We start from the raw sequence: 16,893 nt of genomic DNA on the forward strand, positions 1-16,893 counted from the left end.
TTTTAAGAGTTTAAGGGTTTGATATTAAGCCCAACAAGTACTCTTTCCTCATTCGAAAGATCACCAATGATTTTACGAATAGGTTCTGGAAATTTTCTCACCAAAGTAGGTACAGCCAAAATTTGATCGCCTTCGGCCAATTGTGGACTTTTAAGCAAATCGATAATTTCAATGCTGTATTTTCCTTTCAGGTGTTCTTCGGCGTATTTTTTTATGTTTTCAAGCGCCTTGATTGATTTTGGCGTTTGACCCGCTATATAGAGCAGTAATTGCCATTCGGCTACAACTTCTTTCTTCATTTTACTGCTATTTTTTATTATTTTTTTGAAGCCAGTTTTTCCTGTAATTCTTCTGTTGCTTTAAGTATACTCAATTCTTCCTCTGCAGATTCGAACTCGTTTTTCAACGCCTCTATATTTGCTTCTAAAACTTTACGTTTACGCTCAATTTCTCTGTCTTTTCGGTTAATTTCATTTTGAAGTTTAATATCCGAAATTGTTTTCTTGAACTGATGAGATTTTCTTGCAGCTCCCGTAAGTATTCCTTGTGGACCCAATTCTACATCCAGTAATTCTATTCCGTTATTGGTAATTACAAATTCTCTTACCTGGTTAGAATGTCCCATTCCTCTTGATTTTACAATAAAAATTCCACGGTTTCTTTCCCCAATTCCTTCCATATCGCGCACCGTAATCCAGGTATCTACCAATGAAGAAACAGATTCTTCTGCAAGGTCAGGTCTGAAATTATCAGTTTGTTTATTTAAAGAAGTAAAAAGTGCCGTAATATTATTGGCTTTGAGCATATCTATAAGCCTTACCAGCATCGAACGAACTTCCTGCTCGCTGCCAACGGTAATAAGATTGCTTATAGGATCTATAATTATAGTTGTTGGATTAAACTCCTTAATCAATTTTCTAAGGGTAAGCAAATGCAGCTCCAGACCATTTAATGACGGACGTGAAGAGTGAATTTGTAATGTACCGTTGTCAAGATGTTTTTGAAGATTAACATTTATCGATTTCATGTTGCGAACCAATTGCTGTGGCGATTCCTCAAAAGCAAAATAAATAGTTCTTTCGTTTTTTTCACATTGCTTGTCAGCAAAATAAGACGCTATGGTTGTTTTGGCTGTACCGGCAGTTCCTGAAACTAAAATATTGCTTCCGCGGTAAAATCCTCCACCCTGAAACATATCGTTTAATCCCGGAACTCCTGTCTCGATTATATCAGAAGAAACTTCATTATCAAGTTTAAGCGATGTAATTGGTAATACAGAAATTCCTTCTTCATCAATAAGAAACGGATATTCGTTTGTTCCGTGAGTTGATCCTCTGTATTTTACAATACGAAGTCTTCTGGTAGAGACCTGCTCGATAACACGATGATCCAGAACAATAACGCAATCTGAAACATATTCTTCTAATCCCTGACGGGTTAAAGTTGCTTCGCCACGTTCTCCTGTTATAATTGCTGTAACGCCTTTTGTTTTTAGCCAGTGAAATAATCTTCGCAATTCAGCTCTAAGAATTGCCTGATTATCTAAACCGGAAAATAAAGATTCAACAGTATCTAATACTACTCTTGTTGCTTTTATTGAATCTATAGCATGTCCTAACCTGATGAATAAACCATCAAGATCGTATTCGCCCGCTTCTTCAATTTCAGATCTTTCGACCCTAACGTAATCTACTACGAGTTTTTTTTCAGCTTTAAGCTGTTCAAGGTCGAAACCAAGTGATTTAACATTTAAGGTAAGGTCAGCCGAAGGTTCTTCAAAAGACATGAAGACTCCGGGTTCATTATATTCAGTTATGCCTTTAATAAGGAACTGCATTGACAATAAGGTCTTTCCGCATCCGGCTCCACCACAGATTAAAGTAGGGCGCCCTTTCGGGAATCCTCCATCAGTAATCTCATCTAGGCCATCTACTCCGGTAGGAGTTTTGGGAAATATAAAACTATGTGATTTTTCTTTTTCTTGCACGATATAAAATATTCTATTTACTCAAATATACGTTTTCCTAAAAGACTTTCAAAAATTATTTATTAAGATTTAACAGATGTTTAATGAAAATTAATAAGATTTTAGAAATATTCGCGACCAAAAAACGCAAAAGATGAGAAAAATAGTTAAAAAATAAAAATATTAACTTTTATCGATCAAGTTGGTCAATATTTTTGCGAATAATATTTTTATCGGAAGTTGTTTTGGCTAAGCCAATTGCAGTTTCAAAATATTGACGTGCTTTTTTGTTATCAACGTCAGTATATAAATTTCCAAGTAAGGAATAGTAAAAATGATTGTCGGTTAAATTTAGTTTTTCAGCTTCAACAATCGCTTCTTGTTTGTTTTTTGCTTTAGATAAAGCATAAGTTCTGTTTAAAGCTACAATTGGAGAATACTCCAAAATAATCAGATTGTTGTAAAGCTCTAAAATATGCTGCCACTTTTCGGTAGTATCTTTTTTCTGTGTATGCCAATAAGCGATTCCGGCTTCTAAATGGTATTTTGAAAGTGTATTTCCTGTAGAAGATTTACTTAAAAAATAAATTCCTTTATCGATTAATTCCTGATTCCAAAGTAATTCATCCTGATCCTGATAAAGAATAATTTCGCCACTTTCAGTTGTTCGGGCTTCAAATCTTGAAGAATGAAAACACATTAATGCCATTAATGCATTAGTAGCAGGCAAATTGGTAGCTTCATTTTGAATTAGCAAATAAGCAAGACGCATCGCTTCTGTACAAAGATCTTTGCGTAAAGTAGTATTTTGCGAAGTAGAATAGTAACCTTCGGAATAGAGGAGATAAATGGTTTTAAGAACCGTTTCTATTCGGTCTTGTACCTGTGTTGCGCTCGGATTTTGAATTTTGATATTTTCTTCCTTTAGTTTTTCCTTAGCGCGATTAATTCTTTTATAAATCACCTCTTTGTTAGAAAGAAAAGCATCTGCAATTTCATTTATTCCAAAACCACACAATAAGTTCAGTGCAAGCGCAATTTGTGCTTCGTCAGAATTACAGGGATTACAAACCGTAAATATCATCGCCAACTGGCTGTCGGCAATATTTTTTTCGGATAAATCGATTTCCGTTTCAGGATTGTTTAGTGGGGTATTGTATTTTATTTCAGAAACAATTTTCTTTTCAAAAATATCATTTCTCTTAAAGTGATTTTTGGTTTTGTTTTTTGCCACGGTATAAAGCCAGGCTGTAGGATTTTCGGGAATTCCTTTTATAGCCCAGGTTTCTGAAGCCGCCAGAAAAGTATCACTCACAATATCTTCGGCAATTTCGATATGATAAATGCCAAACAGATTACAAAGTACAGAAACGATTTTTTGGTATTCGGTTCTGAATAAATTGGGGATGAGTTCCTGGTTGTTCATGTAAAGGTTAAAAGGCTAATTTAAGATAAATTCTAATTGTATTTAACGCAGTTTGTGTCATTTCGACCGAAGGGAAAAATCACATAACGGATTCACGGTTCGTTGCTCTCTGGATGTGATTTCTCTCTCCGGTTGAAATGACACACCTTTATCTAAAATCCAAAAAATCTAAACCGCCATTCTTATTTCCACATTTCCACCCAAATTCAAAATTGGGCATTCCTGTGCAATTGCAGCCGCTTCATCGTAATCTTTTGCTTTTATGATAATCAGTCCGCCAATAGATTCTTTAATCTCTACAAAAGGCCCGTCAGTGATTCCTTTGCTTTTGCTTACCACTTTTCCTTCGCCATCCCAACGTTGCAAAGGTCTTGCAAGTTTATCCTGAGCGGCAAGGCCTCCAAACCAGTTTTGCCATTGTTTAAAGTGTTGTTGCATTTCTTCCGGAGAAGGCTGTATTTCTTTTGATGTAAAATCTCTTCTGAAAATTAATATGAACTCATTCATTTTTTTCATTTTTTATACGTTGTCAATTATCATTTATAAATTGTTTATAAGGATAAAAGGCTGTTTTTTATAAAGATAAAATTACTCTTTTACCAGATATAAAAAACAGCCTTGATTTATTTATCCAAATTGTCCCACTCTGTAAGTTCCCGGAGTATTAGGGAAAGCAAGATTAAAACGGTTCCAGGTATTAATTGTCGTAATTGCCAAAGTAAGATCAATTAATTCTTCATCAGAAAATTCATTTTTTGCTTCATTATAAACTTCATCAGTAACATGACAAGCCGTTACAGCTTCGGCGTAAGCCAATGCAGCTCTTTCTTTAGCAGTATAATATGGAGTTTCTCTCCAGGCGCTTAAACCAAATAAACGTTGTGGAGTTTCTCCTGTTGCTAAAGCTTCTTTTGAGTGCATGTCTAAACAATATGCACAGCTATTAATTTGAGATACTCTGAAATCTACTAAATCTACCAAAGATTTTTCAAGTCCTGATTTTTTTAAATACGCGCTGATTCCAAATAAAGTACTTAACGCTTTTTGACCTTTTTCGAATGCATTGATTCTAGTTTCCATCTTGTATAATTTTTAAATGTTATACCCTAATGACAACTGAACTTTCAGGATTGGACAAAATTTATAAAAAAAAATGAAAAAAAATTCAGATCTAAAAAAAAGAACGCGGATGACACAAATTCGCTAAAGCGAAAACGCGGATAAAAACAGATTTTTTCTTTTAGTTATCAATATTAAAGCAATAAAAAATCCGTTTTTATCCGCGTTTTTACGAAGTAAATCTGTATTATCTGTGTTCAATTTTTTGCACTTTATGTGTATACTGTATACCAAATGGGTAAAAATTATACACATAAAATTTTGATAAAATCAGGTAAAACGCTCAATTCCAGTTGAAAAAGATAATGGCATGTTGGTTGCTTAATGAAAAAGTGTGTTTCTGTATACAAATTCAATAATAACAAAAGAAACCGTTTTTAAGTAAGAGCCATTAGATAAAATAAATACAAAATATGGAAAGCGAAACAATCATCTCAAAACAATTTTATTCTTCAAGTGAAGTAATAAATGCCGAACATTCTTTAAACAATTCCATCTTTCGTATAGATAACGACAAACCAAACAATAATATTGCAAAAAAATCAAATCCATTTGGATCTTTTGTACTGGCCGGTACATTTGCCTTAATGATAATGGGTGCTTTTTTAGTATATCAATTACAACCGGATTTTGACCAATTTCAATTAGACAGAATAAATTCGACTTGGGGTTATCCATTTCTTATTTTCACAATGGTGTTGTTCTTTTTTCAAACCGCATCATTTTTATATAACGCCTATTTATATCTTCGTTACAAACCTATCGAATCTGTTTCAGATGAGTTATTACCAACTTGTACCGTAATTGTTCCTGCATACAACGAAGGAAAATTAGTTTGGGATACTCTAATAAGCTTGGCAGATAGTGATTTTCCGGAACACAAAATGCAATTATTAGCTATTGATGACGGAAGTAAAGACGATACATGGTATTGGATGCAACAAGCAAAAATAAAATTAGGAGATCGTTTAACGATTTTTCAACAACCAGAAAACAAAGGAAAGCGTCACGCACTACACCGTGGATTTGAACTTGGTACGGGAGATATTTTTGTAACCGTAGATAGTGATTCTATCGTAAAAAAAGATACCTTACGTAATTTAGTTACTCCGTTTGTAACAAATGAAAACTGTGGAGCTGTTGCAGGAAACGTTCAGGTTTTGAATAATAAGAAAGCTGTACTTCCAAAAATGCTAAACGTAAGTTTCGTAATGAGTTTTGAGTTTATGCGCTCTGCAGAAAGCATGTTAGGTTCTGTATTATGTACTCCGGGCGCTGCGGCGGCTTATCGTAAAACGGCAGTATTTGCATGTCTTGACGAATGGATCAACCAGACTTTTATGGGACAGCCATCTGATATTGGTGAAGATCGCGCGATGACCAATATGATTTTAAAACAAGGACAACATGTATTGTTTCAAAGAAATGCTACTGTTTTAACAAACGTTCCTGAAGAATATACAGGTTTGTATAAAATGTTCATTAGATGGGCGAGAAGTAATGTTCGTGAAAACATTGCAATGGCAAAATTTGTTTTTACAGATTTTAGAGAAGGTTCTAAATTTGGTTCAAGATTATTGCTTATCAACCAATCGCTAAAAATGATGATGTCATATCCGTTTTTGATCTTCATGTTCATTTTTATTGCAACACATCCGTTATTATTTTTTAGTTCAACACTTGCGAGTATATTAATAATATCAACTTTCCCAGTTATATTTTATGCTAAAAGATATAATCTGAAAGATTCTCTTTGGGCTTATTCATATAGTGTTTTTTATACTTTTAGTTTATTCTGGATTACGCCATACGCTATTGCAACCGCAAATAAAAGAGGTTGGTTAACCCGAGGTTTAGCTGAAACGAAACAAAATTAATTACCATAAATATTTACTACTTTAAATTAGAATCTGTTATTTGTTTGAAAGACTCCTGCCCATAAAGTAGGAGTTTTTTTATGTACTTGAAGGATTGAGACTGAATATGTTATTATTTGAGAAAAAAAATAAGTTAAGGTACGTATTGCGGATAATTAACTAGTAGGATATCTATATTTTTGCCTTAAATCCTTAAGAAACGATTATAAATACCCAATAAAACTAAAATACCTATGTCTGATTTTTTAAAACAATTTGGAGAAGATCTTCAAAAAAATGTTCCTGGCTTTATCGCAGTTTCTGTAGCTGAAATCAAAAGCGGAATGTCATATTACTCACAATCTGTTGTATCTGATTTTGATCCTGAATTGGCATCTGCATTTAACCTTGAAGTTGTAAAAGCTAAAATGAACGCTATAAAAGCATTGAATTTACAAGGGCAAGTAGTAGATAATGTTATGATCACGCTTACATCTCAAATTCATATTCTTGATGTTTCTGATAACGGAGATTATTTTATTTACTTAGCAGTAGATTCTACTAAAGCAAATTTAGGAATGACAAAATCTATTCTTAATAAATATAAAAAAGAGATTGCCGAAAAATTATAACTGTACTTTTTCGTAATTCAAAGGGAATATTCAAATTGTGTATTCCCTTTTTTTTGTTTCTTTATTTTCACGATTCATATCCGTCTCCCATAGTTTAAACTGCGGGCTATGTTTATTATGATTGCAAACATAACCAATGGTTTTAACCATTGGAACGCAATATTATCACTATATGTTGTCATAATCCGTCTCCCGCAGTTGAAACTGCGGGCTATATTTATAATGATTGAAAACATTGCCAATGGTTTCAACCATTGGGACGCAATATTATCACAATATATTATCATAATCCGTCTCTCGCAGTTTAAACTGCGGGATATGTTTATAATGATTACAAGTATAGCCAATGACTTCAACCATTGGGACGTAATATATTATGACAATATGTTATAAAGATCTATAAATATTTATCCTATATTTATTCCGTAAACATAAAGTGCAGCAATGGAATTACGTGCGTTTTTCGAAAAATATCCGGACGAAGAAACTTGTATTGAAGAATTTAAGAACAAACGTCTTGAGAATAATTTAGTCTGTAAAAAATGCCAGCACAATGTACATTCTTTTAGAAAGGTTGATTTAAAATTTCAATGTAAAAAATGCGGTAACCGAATGAGCCTTCGTTCAGGAACCGTAATGGAGAATTCAAATTTGCCAATAAAGTACTGGATGATTTGTATTGAATTAATGACATTATCCAAGAGAAAATTCTCGGCACTTCAAATACAATATTTATTAGGACACAAACGCTATGAACCAATCTGGTTAATGGTTCAGAAAATAAATTTCGTTATGCGTAAAAGGGATGAAAAATACAAACTTCGGGCATATTCAGAATTCGATCCTGAGTTTTTAAACGAAATAGAAAAGCTTACGTTTTCAAAAAAGAAAAATTAACAGGGAATTAAAGAATTGTTCTATAAAGAAATTTGATGCAAAATTATAATTAATAGTTAGTAGCTATTGTTAATAATTAAATTATTACATTTGATAGGAAAGAAAATAGATTTAGTGTTAATTTATAAATAATGTCTTATCTGACATCATAAAATTTTACAGAGTGAGATCTAAAATTACAGCAAAAACAAAATAGAGAAATTAAATTTGAAAATAACATTTTTCAGACTTATCTCTAAAAATATAATACGACCAATGACATATAAAAATTTTCTGCAGATCGACGATGATTCGGACGATTGCGAATTGTTTATGGAAGCACTCAGTGCGGTTTCGACTTCGCATTACACATCAATCAATGATCCTGTAGAAGCTTATCATAAGTTAATCAGACAAGAGATCGAACCGGATGTTATTTTTCTGGATCTTAATATGCCAATCATGTCTGGCCTTGAACTTTTATCCGAAATAAAAAAACAGGATATACTACAACAAATTCCCATTATTATTTTTTCTACTTCACAACTTGACGATATTATCAAGGAAGCTAAGTCGCTTGGAGCACACGATTATATTTCGAAACCCAATAACTTTAATGAATTAAAAAACATACTAAAGCAATATGCATCTGAAGTAAAACATGTTTAAGTTACTGAATAATTTTTTGAGATGAAGTATAATAACTTTAAACTTTCGGGAATTTTGAATTTATTTTTTTTATATTTTTATTAAAAAATAAATATCCCATAGTCTTATGTATGCTTAATTCCCAACAATGAAATTATCTACCCAAATCCTTTTAGCATTTACATTGATAATTTTGCTCTCCGTTGCAGACTCATATACGAATTATATGATGTCGAAAAAAGTGCAGCTTAATTCGCATTTCCTGGCAAGATCAGAAGAAATCATTCGGAATTCAAACAAAACCCATAAAGCGATTATCGGGATGCAAAGTGCCTTTAGAGGTTATTTGCTCACAGATGATAAAGTTTTTTTAGATTCTTATTTTCAAGGTCTCAAAAACGTTCCGTATTTATTTAAAGTTCAAAAAAAACAAATAGGAGATCATAATACACAGCGTACCATATTAGATTCAATCGAATTACTTCATAACGATTGGCTGAAATATTCAGAACAATTGATCGAATCCAGAAAAAGAGATGCAAATTCATTACAAATTACCTTAAGAAAACATGTTGGCAAAAAGATAAACGATGATATCGCCAGAAAGTTTACCAGATTTGACCGAATAGAATACAAAAGAAGAAAACATCATAGTGCGATGCTGCTTACTTCGCTTAAATATACCCGCACTTTCTCACTTATTTTCCTGACCTTAACCATTATTGTTGGTGTAATTAGTACCATTTATATAATGCTCATTACAACCAAACGAATTTCTTCGATGGTTCGTCTGGCCGAAAATATTTCAAAAGGAAAATTTACCAGTATTGAAGATACCAGAAATGATGAATTGACGGCATTGGCATCATCATTAAACAGTATGTCCAGTAAATTAGACAAGAATATCCGCGAACTTAAAAGCAGAAATGCTGAACTCAATAAATTTGCTTACGTCGTTTCTCATGACCTTAAAGCGCCTATACGCGGCATTCACAACGTAATTACGTGGATTGAAGAAGATCTTGATAATGAGCTTTCGCCGGAGTTAAAAAGATACCTGAACATCATTCCTCAAAAAACCAAAAGAATGGAAGCTTTGATTAATGGTTTGTTAGATTATGCAAGACTGAATATAAATGTTCCGCCAGAGCTTATTAATACAAATACTTTGGTTCGCGAAATTGCAGATTCGATTGTTCCGAGAAACTTCACACTTGAAATTGCTGATTTACCGGAATTATTTACAGAAAGAATCAAACTTGAACAGGTATTTGCTAATTTAATTAGCAACGCCGTAAAATATACACCACAGGAAAACGGAAAAATTGAGATTAGCTGCAGGAAATTTTATAAGCATTATGAATTTTCTGTAAAAGATAACGGAATTGGAATTGCTGGAGAATATCACAAAAAAATATTCGAAATATTCCAGACGCTGAGAGAACAAAATGAACAGGAAAGTACCGGAGTTGGACTCGCTATTGTAAAGAAAATTATTGATGATCAACAAGAAGATATTATTGTAATTTCGAAAGTGGGCGAAGGTGCAGAATTTATTTTTACGTGGAGAAATAGTTAAATTATGAAAAAACCAGCCATTTTACTAGTAGAAGATGATGAACTCGATATTATAAGTGTAGAGCGGTCATTAAAAAAATTGGAGATAGAATACGAGCTTTTTTCCGCATATAACGGAATTGAAGCTTTAAAAATGCTAAGAGATACCGAACTAAAATTAAATCCGATGGTAATTCTGCTGGATATTAATATGCCGAGAATGAACGGAATTGAATTTTTGAAAGTGCTTCGGGAAGATGAAAAATTAAAAGATTTGAAAGTTTTTATAATGACAACTTCATCAGAAGGAAATGACAGGTCAGTAGCAGAAAAATTAGGAATTTCAGGATACATCATAAAGCCTTTAAACTACAATGATAACACCAAAAGATCAGATTCTATGGATGCTTTTGTGCAATTTCATTTAAGGAAAATTTTGCTCGACGAAAATATTTAGAACATAAAGATTACTGTTGTTTGATTTGAAAATAACAGAAAAAAACATAAAGATTTTTAATTCATTCTATAAAGAATTATGAAAAAAGCACATGAAGAGTTCGAAGAATCTGTTTTGACAGATGCTGAATTTTTAAAGATTTTGGTAAAAGTCAAAAACGGGAATTTTACCCAGCGTTTTCCAACAGATCAAAGCGGGATTAAACGGTCTATTTGCGATACTTTGAATGAAATCATCGACCTGAACGAAAGAATGGTTTTTGAATTTCAAAAGGTTGGAAAAAGTATTGGTAAACAAGGAAAACTAACCAATAGAGTAGCATTAGACGGAGCAAGAGGATCGTGGAGTTCCTGCGTCGACTCTGTAAATACACTGATTTCAGATCTGGTGCATCCAACCATCGAAATTGCACACGTAATTACATCCGTAGCAAAAGGAAATTTATCTCAGGAAATGCCGCTTTCTATTGAAGGAAACCCGCTTCAGGGAGAATTTCTTAGAATTGCAAAAGAGGTAAACGGAATGGTAAAACAGCTGAATTTATTCTCGATGGAGGTAACGCGTGTGGCGCGTGAGGTTGGTACCGAAGGAAAACTGGGAGGTCAGGCAAAAGTAAGAGGAGTTGGTGGTGTTTGGAAAGATTTGACCGATTCTGTAAATAAAATGGCGAGTAACTTAACGGGTCAGGTACGTAATATTGCCGATGTAACAACCGCCGTAGCAAAAGGAGATTTATCTAAAAAAATTACCGTAGACGTAAAAGGAGAAATCCTTGAACTTAAAAATACCATTAATACGATGGTAGATCAGCTGAACTCGTTTTCATCTGAGGTAACCCGTGTAGCGAGAGAGGTAGGAACCGAAGGAAAACTGGGCGGACAAGCGCAGGTAAAAGGAGTTGGGGGAACCTGGAAAGATTTAACAGATTCCGTTAACCAAATGGCATCGAACTTAACCGGTCAGGTACGTAATATTGCTGATGTAACAACCGCCGTGGCAAAAGGAGATCTTTCTAAAAAAATTACTGTAGACGTAAAAGGAGAAATCCTTGAACTTAAAAATACTATTAATACCATGGTGGATCAGCTGAATTCATTTTCATCTGAGGTTACGCGTGTGGCGGTAGAGGTAGGTTCAGAAGGAAAACTGGGAGGTCAGGCCAAAGTAAGAGGTGTTGGTGGAGTTTGGAAAGATTTGACCGATTCCGTAAACCAAATGGCATCGAACTTAACCGGTCAGGTACGTAATATTGCCGAGGTAACAACCGCTGTAGCAAAAGGAGATTTATCTAAAAAAATTACAGTAAACGTTGCGGGAGAAATTCTGGAACTTAAAAATACCATTAATACGATGGTGGATCAGCTGAACTCCTTTGGTGCCGAGGTAACTCGTGTTGCGCGTGAGGTAGGTTCAGAAGGAAAACTGGGAGGTCAGGCCAAAGTAAAAGGAGTTGGGGGAACCTGGAAAGATTTAACCGATTCCGTTAACCAGATGGCATCAAACCTAACGGGTCAGGTACGTAATATTGCCGAGGTAACAACCGCCGTAGCAAATGGCGACCTTTCTAAAAAAATTACAGCTGTAGCCGAAGGAGAAATTCTGGAGCTGAAGAAAACCATTAATACGATGGTAGATCAGCTGAACTCGTTTTCATCTGAGGTTACGCGTGTGGCACTTGAGGTAGGAACCGAAGGAAAACTGGGAGGTCAGGCCAAAGTAAAAGGAGTTGGAGGAACCTGGAAAGATTTAACAGATTCCGTTAACCAAATGGCATCGAACTTAACCGGACAAGTACGTAACATTGCAGAGGTAACCACAGCCGTAGCAAAAGGAGATTTATCACGCCAGATTACCGTAGATACAAAAGGAGAGATCCTAGAGCTTAAAAACACCATTAATACGATGGTGGGACAGCTGAACTCATTTGCCTCGGAAGTAACGCGTGTGGCGCGTGAGGTTGGTACCGAAGGAAAACTTGGAGGACAAGCGCAGGTAGAAGGTGTTGGTGGAACCTGGAAAGATTTAACAGATTCCGTGAACCAAATGGCATCGAATCTTACGGGTCAGGTACGTAATATCGCCGAGGTAACCACAGCCGTAGCAAAAGGAGATTTATCATTACAAATTACCGTAGACGTAAAAGGAGAAATCCTCGAACTTAAAAATACCATTAATACCATGGTAGATCAGCTTCGAGGCTTTGCTTCGGAGGTAACAAGGGTTTCACGTGAGGTAGGAACAGAAGGAAAACTTGGAGGACAGGCGAATGTGCCGGGAGTTGCAGGAACCTGGAAAGATTTAACAGATTCCGTGAATCAAATGGCGGGTAACTTAACCGCTCAGGTACGTAATATTGCCGATGTGGCAATTGCCGTTGCAAACGGAGATATGTCCCGAAAAATTACCGTTGACGTTCGTGGAGAAATTCTTCAATTGAAAGAAACCCTGAATACGATGGTAGATCAGCTTCGTGAGTTTGCATCAGAGGTAACTCGTGTGGCGCGTGAAGTTGGTACCGAAGGAAAACTGGGAGGTCAGGCAAATGTACCCGGAGTTGCCGGAACGTGGAAGGATTTAACAGACTCTGTTAACCAGATGGCGGGTAACTTAACCACGCAGGTACGTAATATTGCCGAGGTTACGATTGCCGTTGCCAACGGAGATATGTCGAAAAAAATTACAGCCGACGTTCGTGGAGAGATTCTTCAATTAAAAGAAACCGTAAATACCATGGTGGATCAGCTGCGTGCCTTTGCATCAGAGGTAACTCGTGTGGCGCGTGAGGTTGGTACTGACGGAAAACTGGGAGGACAAGCCTTTGTACCGGGAGTTGCAGGAACGTGGAAAGATTTAACGGATTCTGTGAACCAGATGGCATCGAACTTAACGGATCAGGTACGTAATATTGCCGAGGTAACCAAAGCCGTAGCAAATGGCGACCTTTCGAAACCAATTACGGTTGACGTAAAAGGGGAGATTTTGGATTTGAAAAACACCTTTAATACGATGGTGGAACAGCTGAATTCGTTTGCATCAGAGGTAACCCGTGTGGCGCGTGAAGTTGGTACCGAAGGAAAACTGGGAGGACAATCTGAAGTAAAAGGGGTTGCAGGAACCTGGAAAGATTTAACAGACTCCGTTAACTTGATGGCTTCGAATTTAACGTCGCAAGTACGTGGAATTGCAAAGGTTGTAACATCGGTAGCAAAAGGAAACTTAAAACAAAAACTATCGATTGATGCCAAAGGAGAAGTGGCACAACTTACCGATACCATCAACGAAATGATTGATACATTGGCAACCTTCTCAGATCAGGTAACTACGGTTGCCCGTGAGGTTGGAGCAGAAGGAAAACTGGGAGGTCAGGCAAACGTACCGGGAGCATCCGGAACGTGGAAAAACTTAACAGAAAACGTAAATCAGCTTGCGGCGAATCTTACCACGCAGGTACGTGCAATTTCTGAGGTGGCTTCTGCGGTAACACAAGGAGATTTAACACGAACAATTGGTGTTGAAGCAAAAGGTGAGGTTGAGGCGTTAAAAGATACGATTAACCAGATGATTTCGAACCTTAAGGCAACAACGTTGCGTAATCAGGAACAAGACTGGCTGAAATCGAATTTAGCGAAATTTACCCAAATGCTTCAAGGGCAAAAAGAATTAAATTCTGTTACCAAAAAAATCCTTTCGGAGTTAGCTACCGTTGTAACCGCACAACACGGATTGTTTTATATTCTGCAGGAAGATGAGAATTTTGATGATTCAAAATTGAATCTTATTGCTTCATACGCATACATAAAAAGAAAAAATTCTCCAACGCAATATGCAATGGGAGAAGGACTTATTGGTCAGGTTGCAGTCGAAAAAGAAAGAATTATTCTGAGCAATGTTCCAAAAGATTATATCAAAATTAATTCAGGACTTGGAGACGCCAAACCTAAAGACGTTATTATTTTACCCGTACTTTTTGAAGGGCAATTAAAAGCGGTTATAGAATTGGCATCTTTGGATACTTTTAGCGAAACGCACTTGGATTTCCTTGAAGGATTAACAGAAAGTATAGGTATTGTATTAAATACGATCGAATCGAATTCAAGAACCGAAGAATTATTGGTACAATCGCAATCATTGGCCGGAGAGCTTAAAAGCCAACAGGAAGTATTGAAAAATACGAATGAGGAACTGGAAGAAAAAGCATTCTTATTAGCGAATCAAAAAGAAGAAGTAGAGCTTAAAAACCAAGAGGTTGAGGTTGCAAGAAAAGCATTAGAAGAAAAAGCCGATCAGTTAACGCTTACATCCAAATATAAATCGGAATTCCTGGCGAACATGTCGCATGAGCTAAGAACGCCGTTGAACAGTTTGCAGATTTTAGCGAATGAATTAATTGCCAATCGTGACGGAAATTTATCTGAAAAACAAATTCAATTTGCTAAAACGATCAATTCATGCGGAGATGACCTTATTCAGCTGATTAACGATATTCTTGACTTGTCTAAAATTGAATCAGGATATATTTCTGTGGATTACAATCCGATTAGTTTTGATGAAATTAGCCGATTTGTGGCTTCTACTTTCGACCCGATTTCTGAAGCGAAACATCTTCGATTTAATATTTCAATGGATGAAAATCTTCCTGAATTAATAGAAACAGATTCACAGCGATTGAATCAGATTTTGAAAAACCTGCTTTCGAATTCGTTTAAATTTACTGAAAAAGGAGAAGTTAAACTTAAAATATACAAAGCCAATAACAATTGGAAAACCAGTAATATTAGTCTTGAAAACGCAGAAGCGGTCGTTGCTTTTGAAATTTCAGATACGGGAATTGGTATTTCTAAAGAAAAACAAAACATCATATTTGAAGCTTTTCAACAAGCCGAAGGTTCAACGTCGCGTAAATACGGCGGTACAGGTTTAGGATTATCGATTAGCCGTGGACTTTCTGATTTATTAGGCGGAAGTATTGAACTTGAAAGTGAAACGAATGTGGGAAGTAAATTTACCTTATTCCTTCCGCTGAAATATGTTCATATTGCTGAAATAGAAAATATTACTGTTGATGAAGATTCAGACTTAAAAGGCCGAATTAAATCATTGCCATCAGAAAAATTCAACAGATCTGATATTGATTTGTTCTTTGTTGATGAGGTTGGTGATGACAGGACTGACATTAAACCAAATGATAAGGTTTTATTGATTGCAGAAGATAATCTTACGTTTGCAAAAATAATGTTAGATCAGGCACACAATAACGGAATTAAAGCTATCGTTACTACAAAAGGGAACGATGTTATTGATTTTATAAATCAGTTTCACCCGCATGCTATTACGATGGATCTTAATATGCCGGACACCAGCGGCTGGAAAATCCTTGACCGATTAAAAACAGATTTTAATTTACGCCATATTCCGGTTTATATAATTTCAGGTGAAGATGAACGAAACAAAGGCCTTAAACGTGGCGCAAGAAACTTTCTTCTTAAACCTGTAAAAAATGATTCGCTGACCAATCTTTTTAATGATATTCATGATTTTAAAAACAAGAAAATCAAAAACTTGTTAGTTGTAGATGATAATGAACTGGATTTAAACAGAATACTTGAAGCTGTAAGCGGAAAAGATATTGAAGTTTTAAGTGCAAAAACAGCCAAAGAAGCAGTAACTTTAATTAGAGAAAAATCATTTGATTGTATTATCTTAGATTTGGTTTTACCGGATGCAGATGGTCTGGATCTTATTAGTGATTTAGAAAACAATATTGCAGGGCAGGAAACCGCGATTATAATACATTCAGCAGGAGATGTTACCAAACAGCAAAGAGCTAAATTAAACAGATTTGCCCACAGTATTATTTTAAAAAGCATTGATTCTATTGATGAACTTGTAGACCAGACGGCTTTATTTATGCACCGCGTTCATAAGGAATTACCGGAAGAAATGCGAGAAAGAATCGAATCTTTCTATTTGAAAGAAGATGTATTACAAGGCAAAAAAGTGCTTTTGGTAGATGATGATGTTCGAAATTTATTTGCTTTAACAACAGCATTAGAACGCTATGGACTTGATGTTATTAGTGCAGAAAGCGGACAGGAAGCAATTGATATTCTTAATGAAGATAAAGCTATAGATATTGTTTTGATGGATATTATGATGCCGGAAATGGATGGTTACGAAACAATGAAAAACATCAGAAAAGATCCTGAACATAAAGATCTTACTATTATTGCTGTAACGGCAAAAGCGATGAAAGGCGACAGACAGCGCTGTATAGAATCCGGCGCTTCAGATTATATGACAAAACCTGTAAATGTTGAACAATTATCCACGTTAATGCGTGTGTGGCTTAAATAATC

11 protein-coding genes and 1 pseudogene are annotated in these 16,893 nt (G+C 35.4%); 7 read left to right on the plus strand and 5 right to left on the minus strand.

What is annotated here, in order from left to right:
• Window positions 1-2: 2 nt before the first annotated feature.
• The 5 genes from GKZ86_RS05160 to GKZ86_RS05180 all read right to left on the minus strand — a co-directional run bounded on the left by GKZ86_RS05160 (window position 3) and on the right by GKZ86_RS05180 (window position 4,472).
• The gene (locus GKZ86_RS05160) at window positions 3-299 is read right to left on the minus strand and encodes a circadian clock KaiB family protein (RefSeq protein ID WP_154782041.1); all 297 of its coding nucleotides are present in this window, start codon (window positions 297-299) and stop codon (window positions 3-5) included.
• 17 nt (window positions 300-316) lie between these two features.
• Window positions 317-1,987, minus strand: coding sequence for a circadian clock protein KaiC (kaiC, locus tag GKZ86_RS05165; RefSeq protein WP_194632448.1), 1,671 nt, complete (start codon window positions 1,985-1,987; stop codon window positions 317-319).
• Between the two features lie 169 nt (window positions 1,988-2,156).
• The gene (locus tag GKZ86_RS05170) at window positions 2,157-3,392 is read right to left on the minus strand and encodes an RNA polymerase sigma factor (protein WP_154782042.1); all 1,236 of its coding nucleotides are present in this window, start codon (window positions 3,390-3,392) and stop codon (window positions 2,157-2,159) included.
• 168 nt (window positions 3,393-3,560) lie between these two features.
• Window positions 3,561-3,899: a YciI family protein gene (locus tag GKZ86_RS05175; RefSeq protein ID WP_154782043.1), complete on the minus strand. Its 339-nt coding sequence runs from the start codon at window positions 3,897-3,899 to the stop codon at window positions 3,561-3,563.
• A 120-nt stretch (window positions 3,900-4,019) separates the two neighbouring features.
• Window positions 4,020-4,472, minus strand: coding sequence for a carboxymuconolactone decarboxylase family protein (locus tag GKZ86_RS05180; protein ID WP_154782044.1), 453 nt, complete (start codon window positions 4,470-4,472; stop codon window positions 4,020-4,022).
• A gap of 452 nt (window positions 4,473-4,924) precedes the next feature.
• On the opposite strand from GKZ86_RS05180, the gene GKZ86_RS05185 reads away from it, so the two are divergent.
• From GKZ86_RS05185 to GKZ86_RS05215, 7 genes and pseudogenes are all read left to right on the plus strand, one after another.
• On the plus strand, window positions 4,925-6,388 hold the full coding sequence (locus GKZ86_RS05185; protein ID WP_154782045.1) for a glycosyltransferase family 2 protein: 1,464 nt from the start codon (window positions 4,925-4,927) through the stop codon (window positions 6,386-6,388).
• Window positions 6,389-6,621: 233 nt separating this feature from the next.
• Window positions 6,622-6,999 carry a hypothetical protein gene (locus GKZ86_RS05190; protein WP_154782046.1) on the plus strand — a complete coding sequence of 126 codons (378 nt, stop codon included), beginning with the start codon at window positions 6,622-6,624 and terminating at the stop codon, window positions 6,997-6,999.
• A 444-nt stretch (window positions 7,000-7,443) separates the two neighbouring features.
• Window positions 7,444-7,890: pseudogene (locus GKZ86_RS05195) on the plus strand (IS1595 family transposase); the annotation flags it as partial.
• 261 nt (window positions 7,891-8,151) lie between these two features.
• Entirely contained in the window at window positions 8,152-8,544 is a 393-nt protein-coding gene (locus GKZ86_RS05200) for a response regulator (protein WP_154782047.1), read from the plus strand.
• Between the two features lie 127 nt (window positions 8,545-8,671).
• Complete coding sequence (locus tag GKZ86_RS05205) at window positions 8,672-10,102, plus strand: ATP-binding protein (protein ID WP_154782048.1); 1,431 nt, start codon at window positions 8,672-8,674, stop codon at window positions 10,100-10,102.
• A 3-nt stretch (window positions 10,103-10,105) separates the two neighbouring features.
• On the plus strand, window positions 10,106-10,537 hold the full coding sequence (locus GKZ86_RS05210) for a response regulator (protein ID WP_154782049.1): 432 nt from the start codon (window positions 10,106-10,108) through the stop codon (window positions 10,535-10,537).
• A 78-nt stretch (window positions 10,538-10,615) separates the two neighbouring features.
• Complete coding sequence (locus tag GKZ86_RS05215; RefSeq protein ID WP_154782050.1) at window positions 10,616-16,891, plus strand: HAMP domain-containing protein; 6,276 nt, start codon at window positions 10,616-10,618, stop codon at window positions 16,889-16,891.
• Window positions 16,892-16,893 lie beyond the last annotated feature (2 nt).

The organism is Flavobacterium sp. LC2016-13 (genome assembly GCF_009707955.1).
Taxonomy (GTDB): Bacteria; Bacteroidota; Bacteroidia; order Flavobacteriales; family Flavobacteriaceae; genus Flavobacterium.

Coding starts and splice junctions, on each gene's coding strand:
- GKZ86_RS05160 (WP_154782041.1), bottom strand. CDS start 299: ATGAAGAAAGAAGTTGTAGCCGAATGGCAATTACTGCTCTATATAGCG.
- GKZ86_RS05170 (WP_154782042.1), bottom strand. CDS start 3,392: ATGAACAACCAGGAACTCATCCCCAATTTATTCAGAACCGAATACCAA.
- GKZ86_RS05175 (WP_154782043.1), bottom strand. CDS start 3,899: ATGAATGAGTTCATATTAATTTTCAGAAGAGATTTTACATCAAAAGAA.
- GKZ86_RS05180 (WP_154782044.1), bottom strand. CDS start 4,472: ATGGAAACTAGAATCAATGCATTCGAAAAAGGTCAAAAAGCGTTAAGT.
- GKZ86_RS05185 (WP_154782045.1), top strand. CDS start 4,925: ATGGAAAGCGAAACAATCATCTCAAAACAATTTTATTCTTCAAGTGAA.
- GKZ86_RS05190 (WP_154782046.1), top strand. CDS start 6,622: ATGTCTGATTTTTTAAAACAATTTGGAGAAGATCTTCAAAAAAATGTT.
- GKZ86_RS05200 (WP_154782047.1), top strand. CDS start 8,152: ATGACATATAAAAATTTTCTGCAGATCGACGATGATTCGGACGATTGC.
- GKZ86_RS05205 (WP_154782048.1), top strand. CDS start 8,672: ATGAAATTATCTACCCAAATCCTTTTAGCATTTACATTGATAATTTTG.
- GKZ86_RS05210 (WP_154782049.1), top strand. CDS start 10,106: ATGAAAAAACCAGCCATTTTACTAGTAGAAGATGATGAACTCGATATT.
- GKZ86_RS05215 (WP_154782050.1), top strand. CDS start 10,616: ATGAAAAAAGCACATGAAGAGTTCGAAGAATCTGTTTTGACAGATGCT.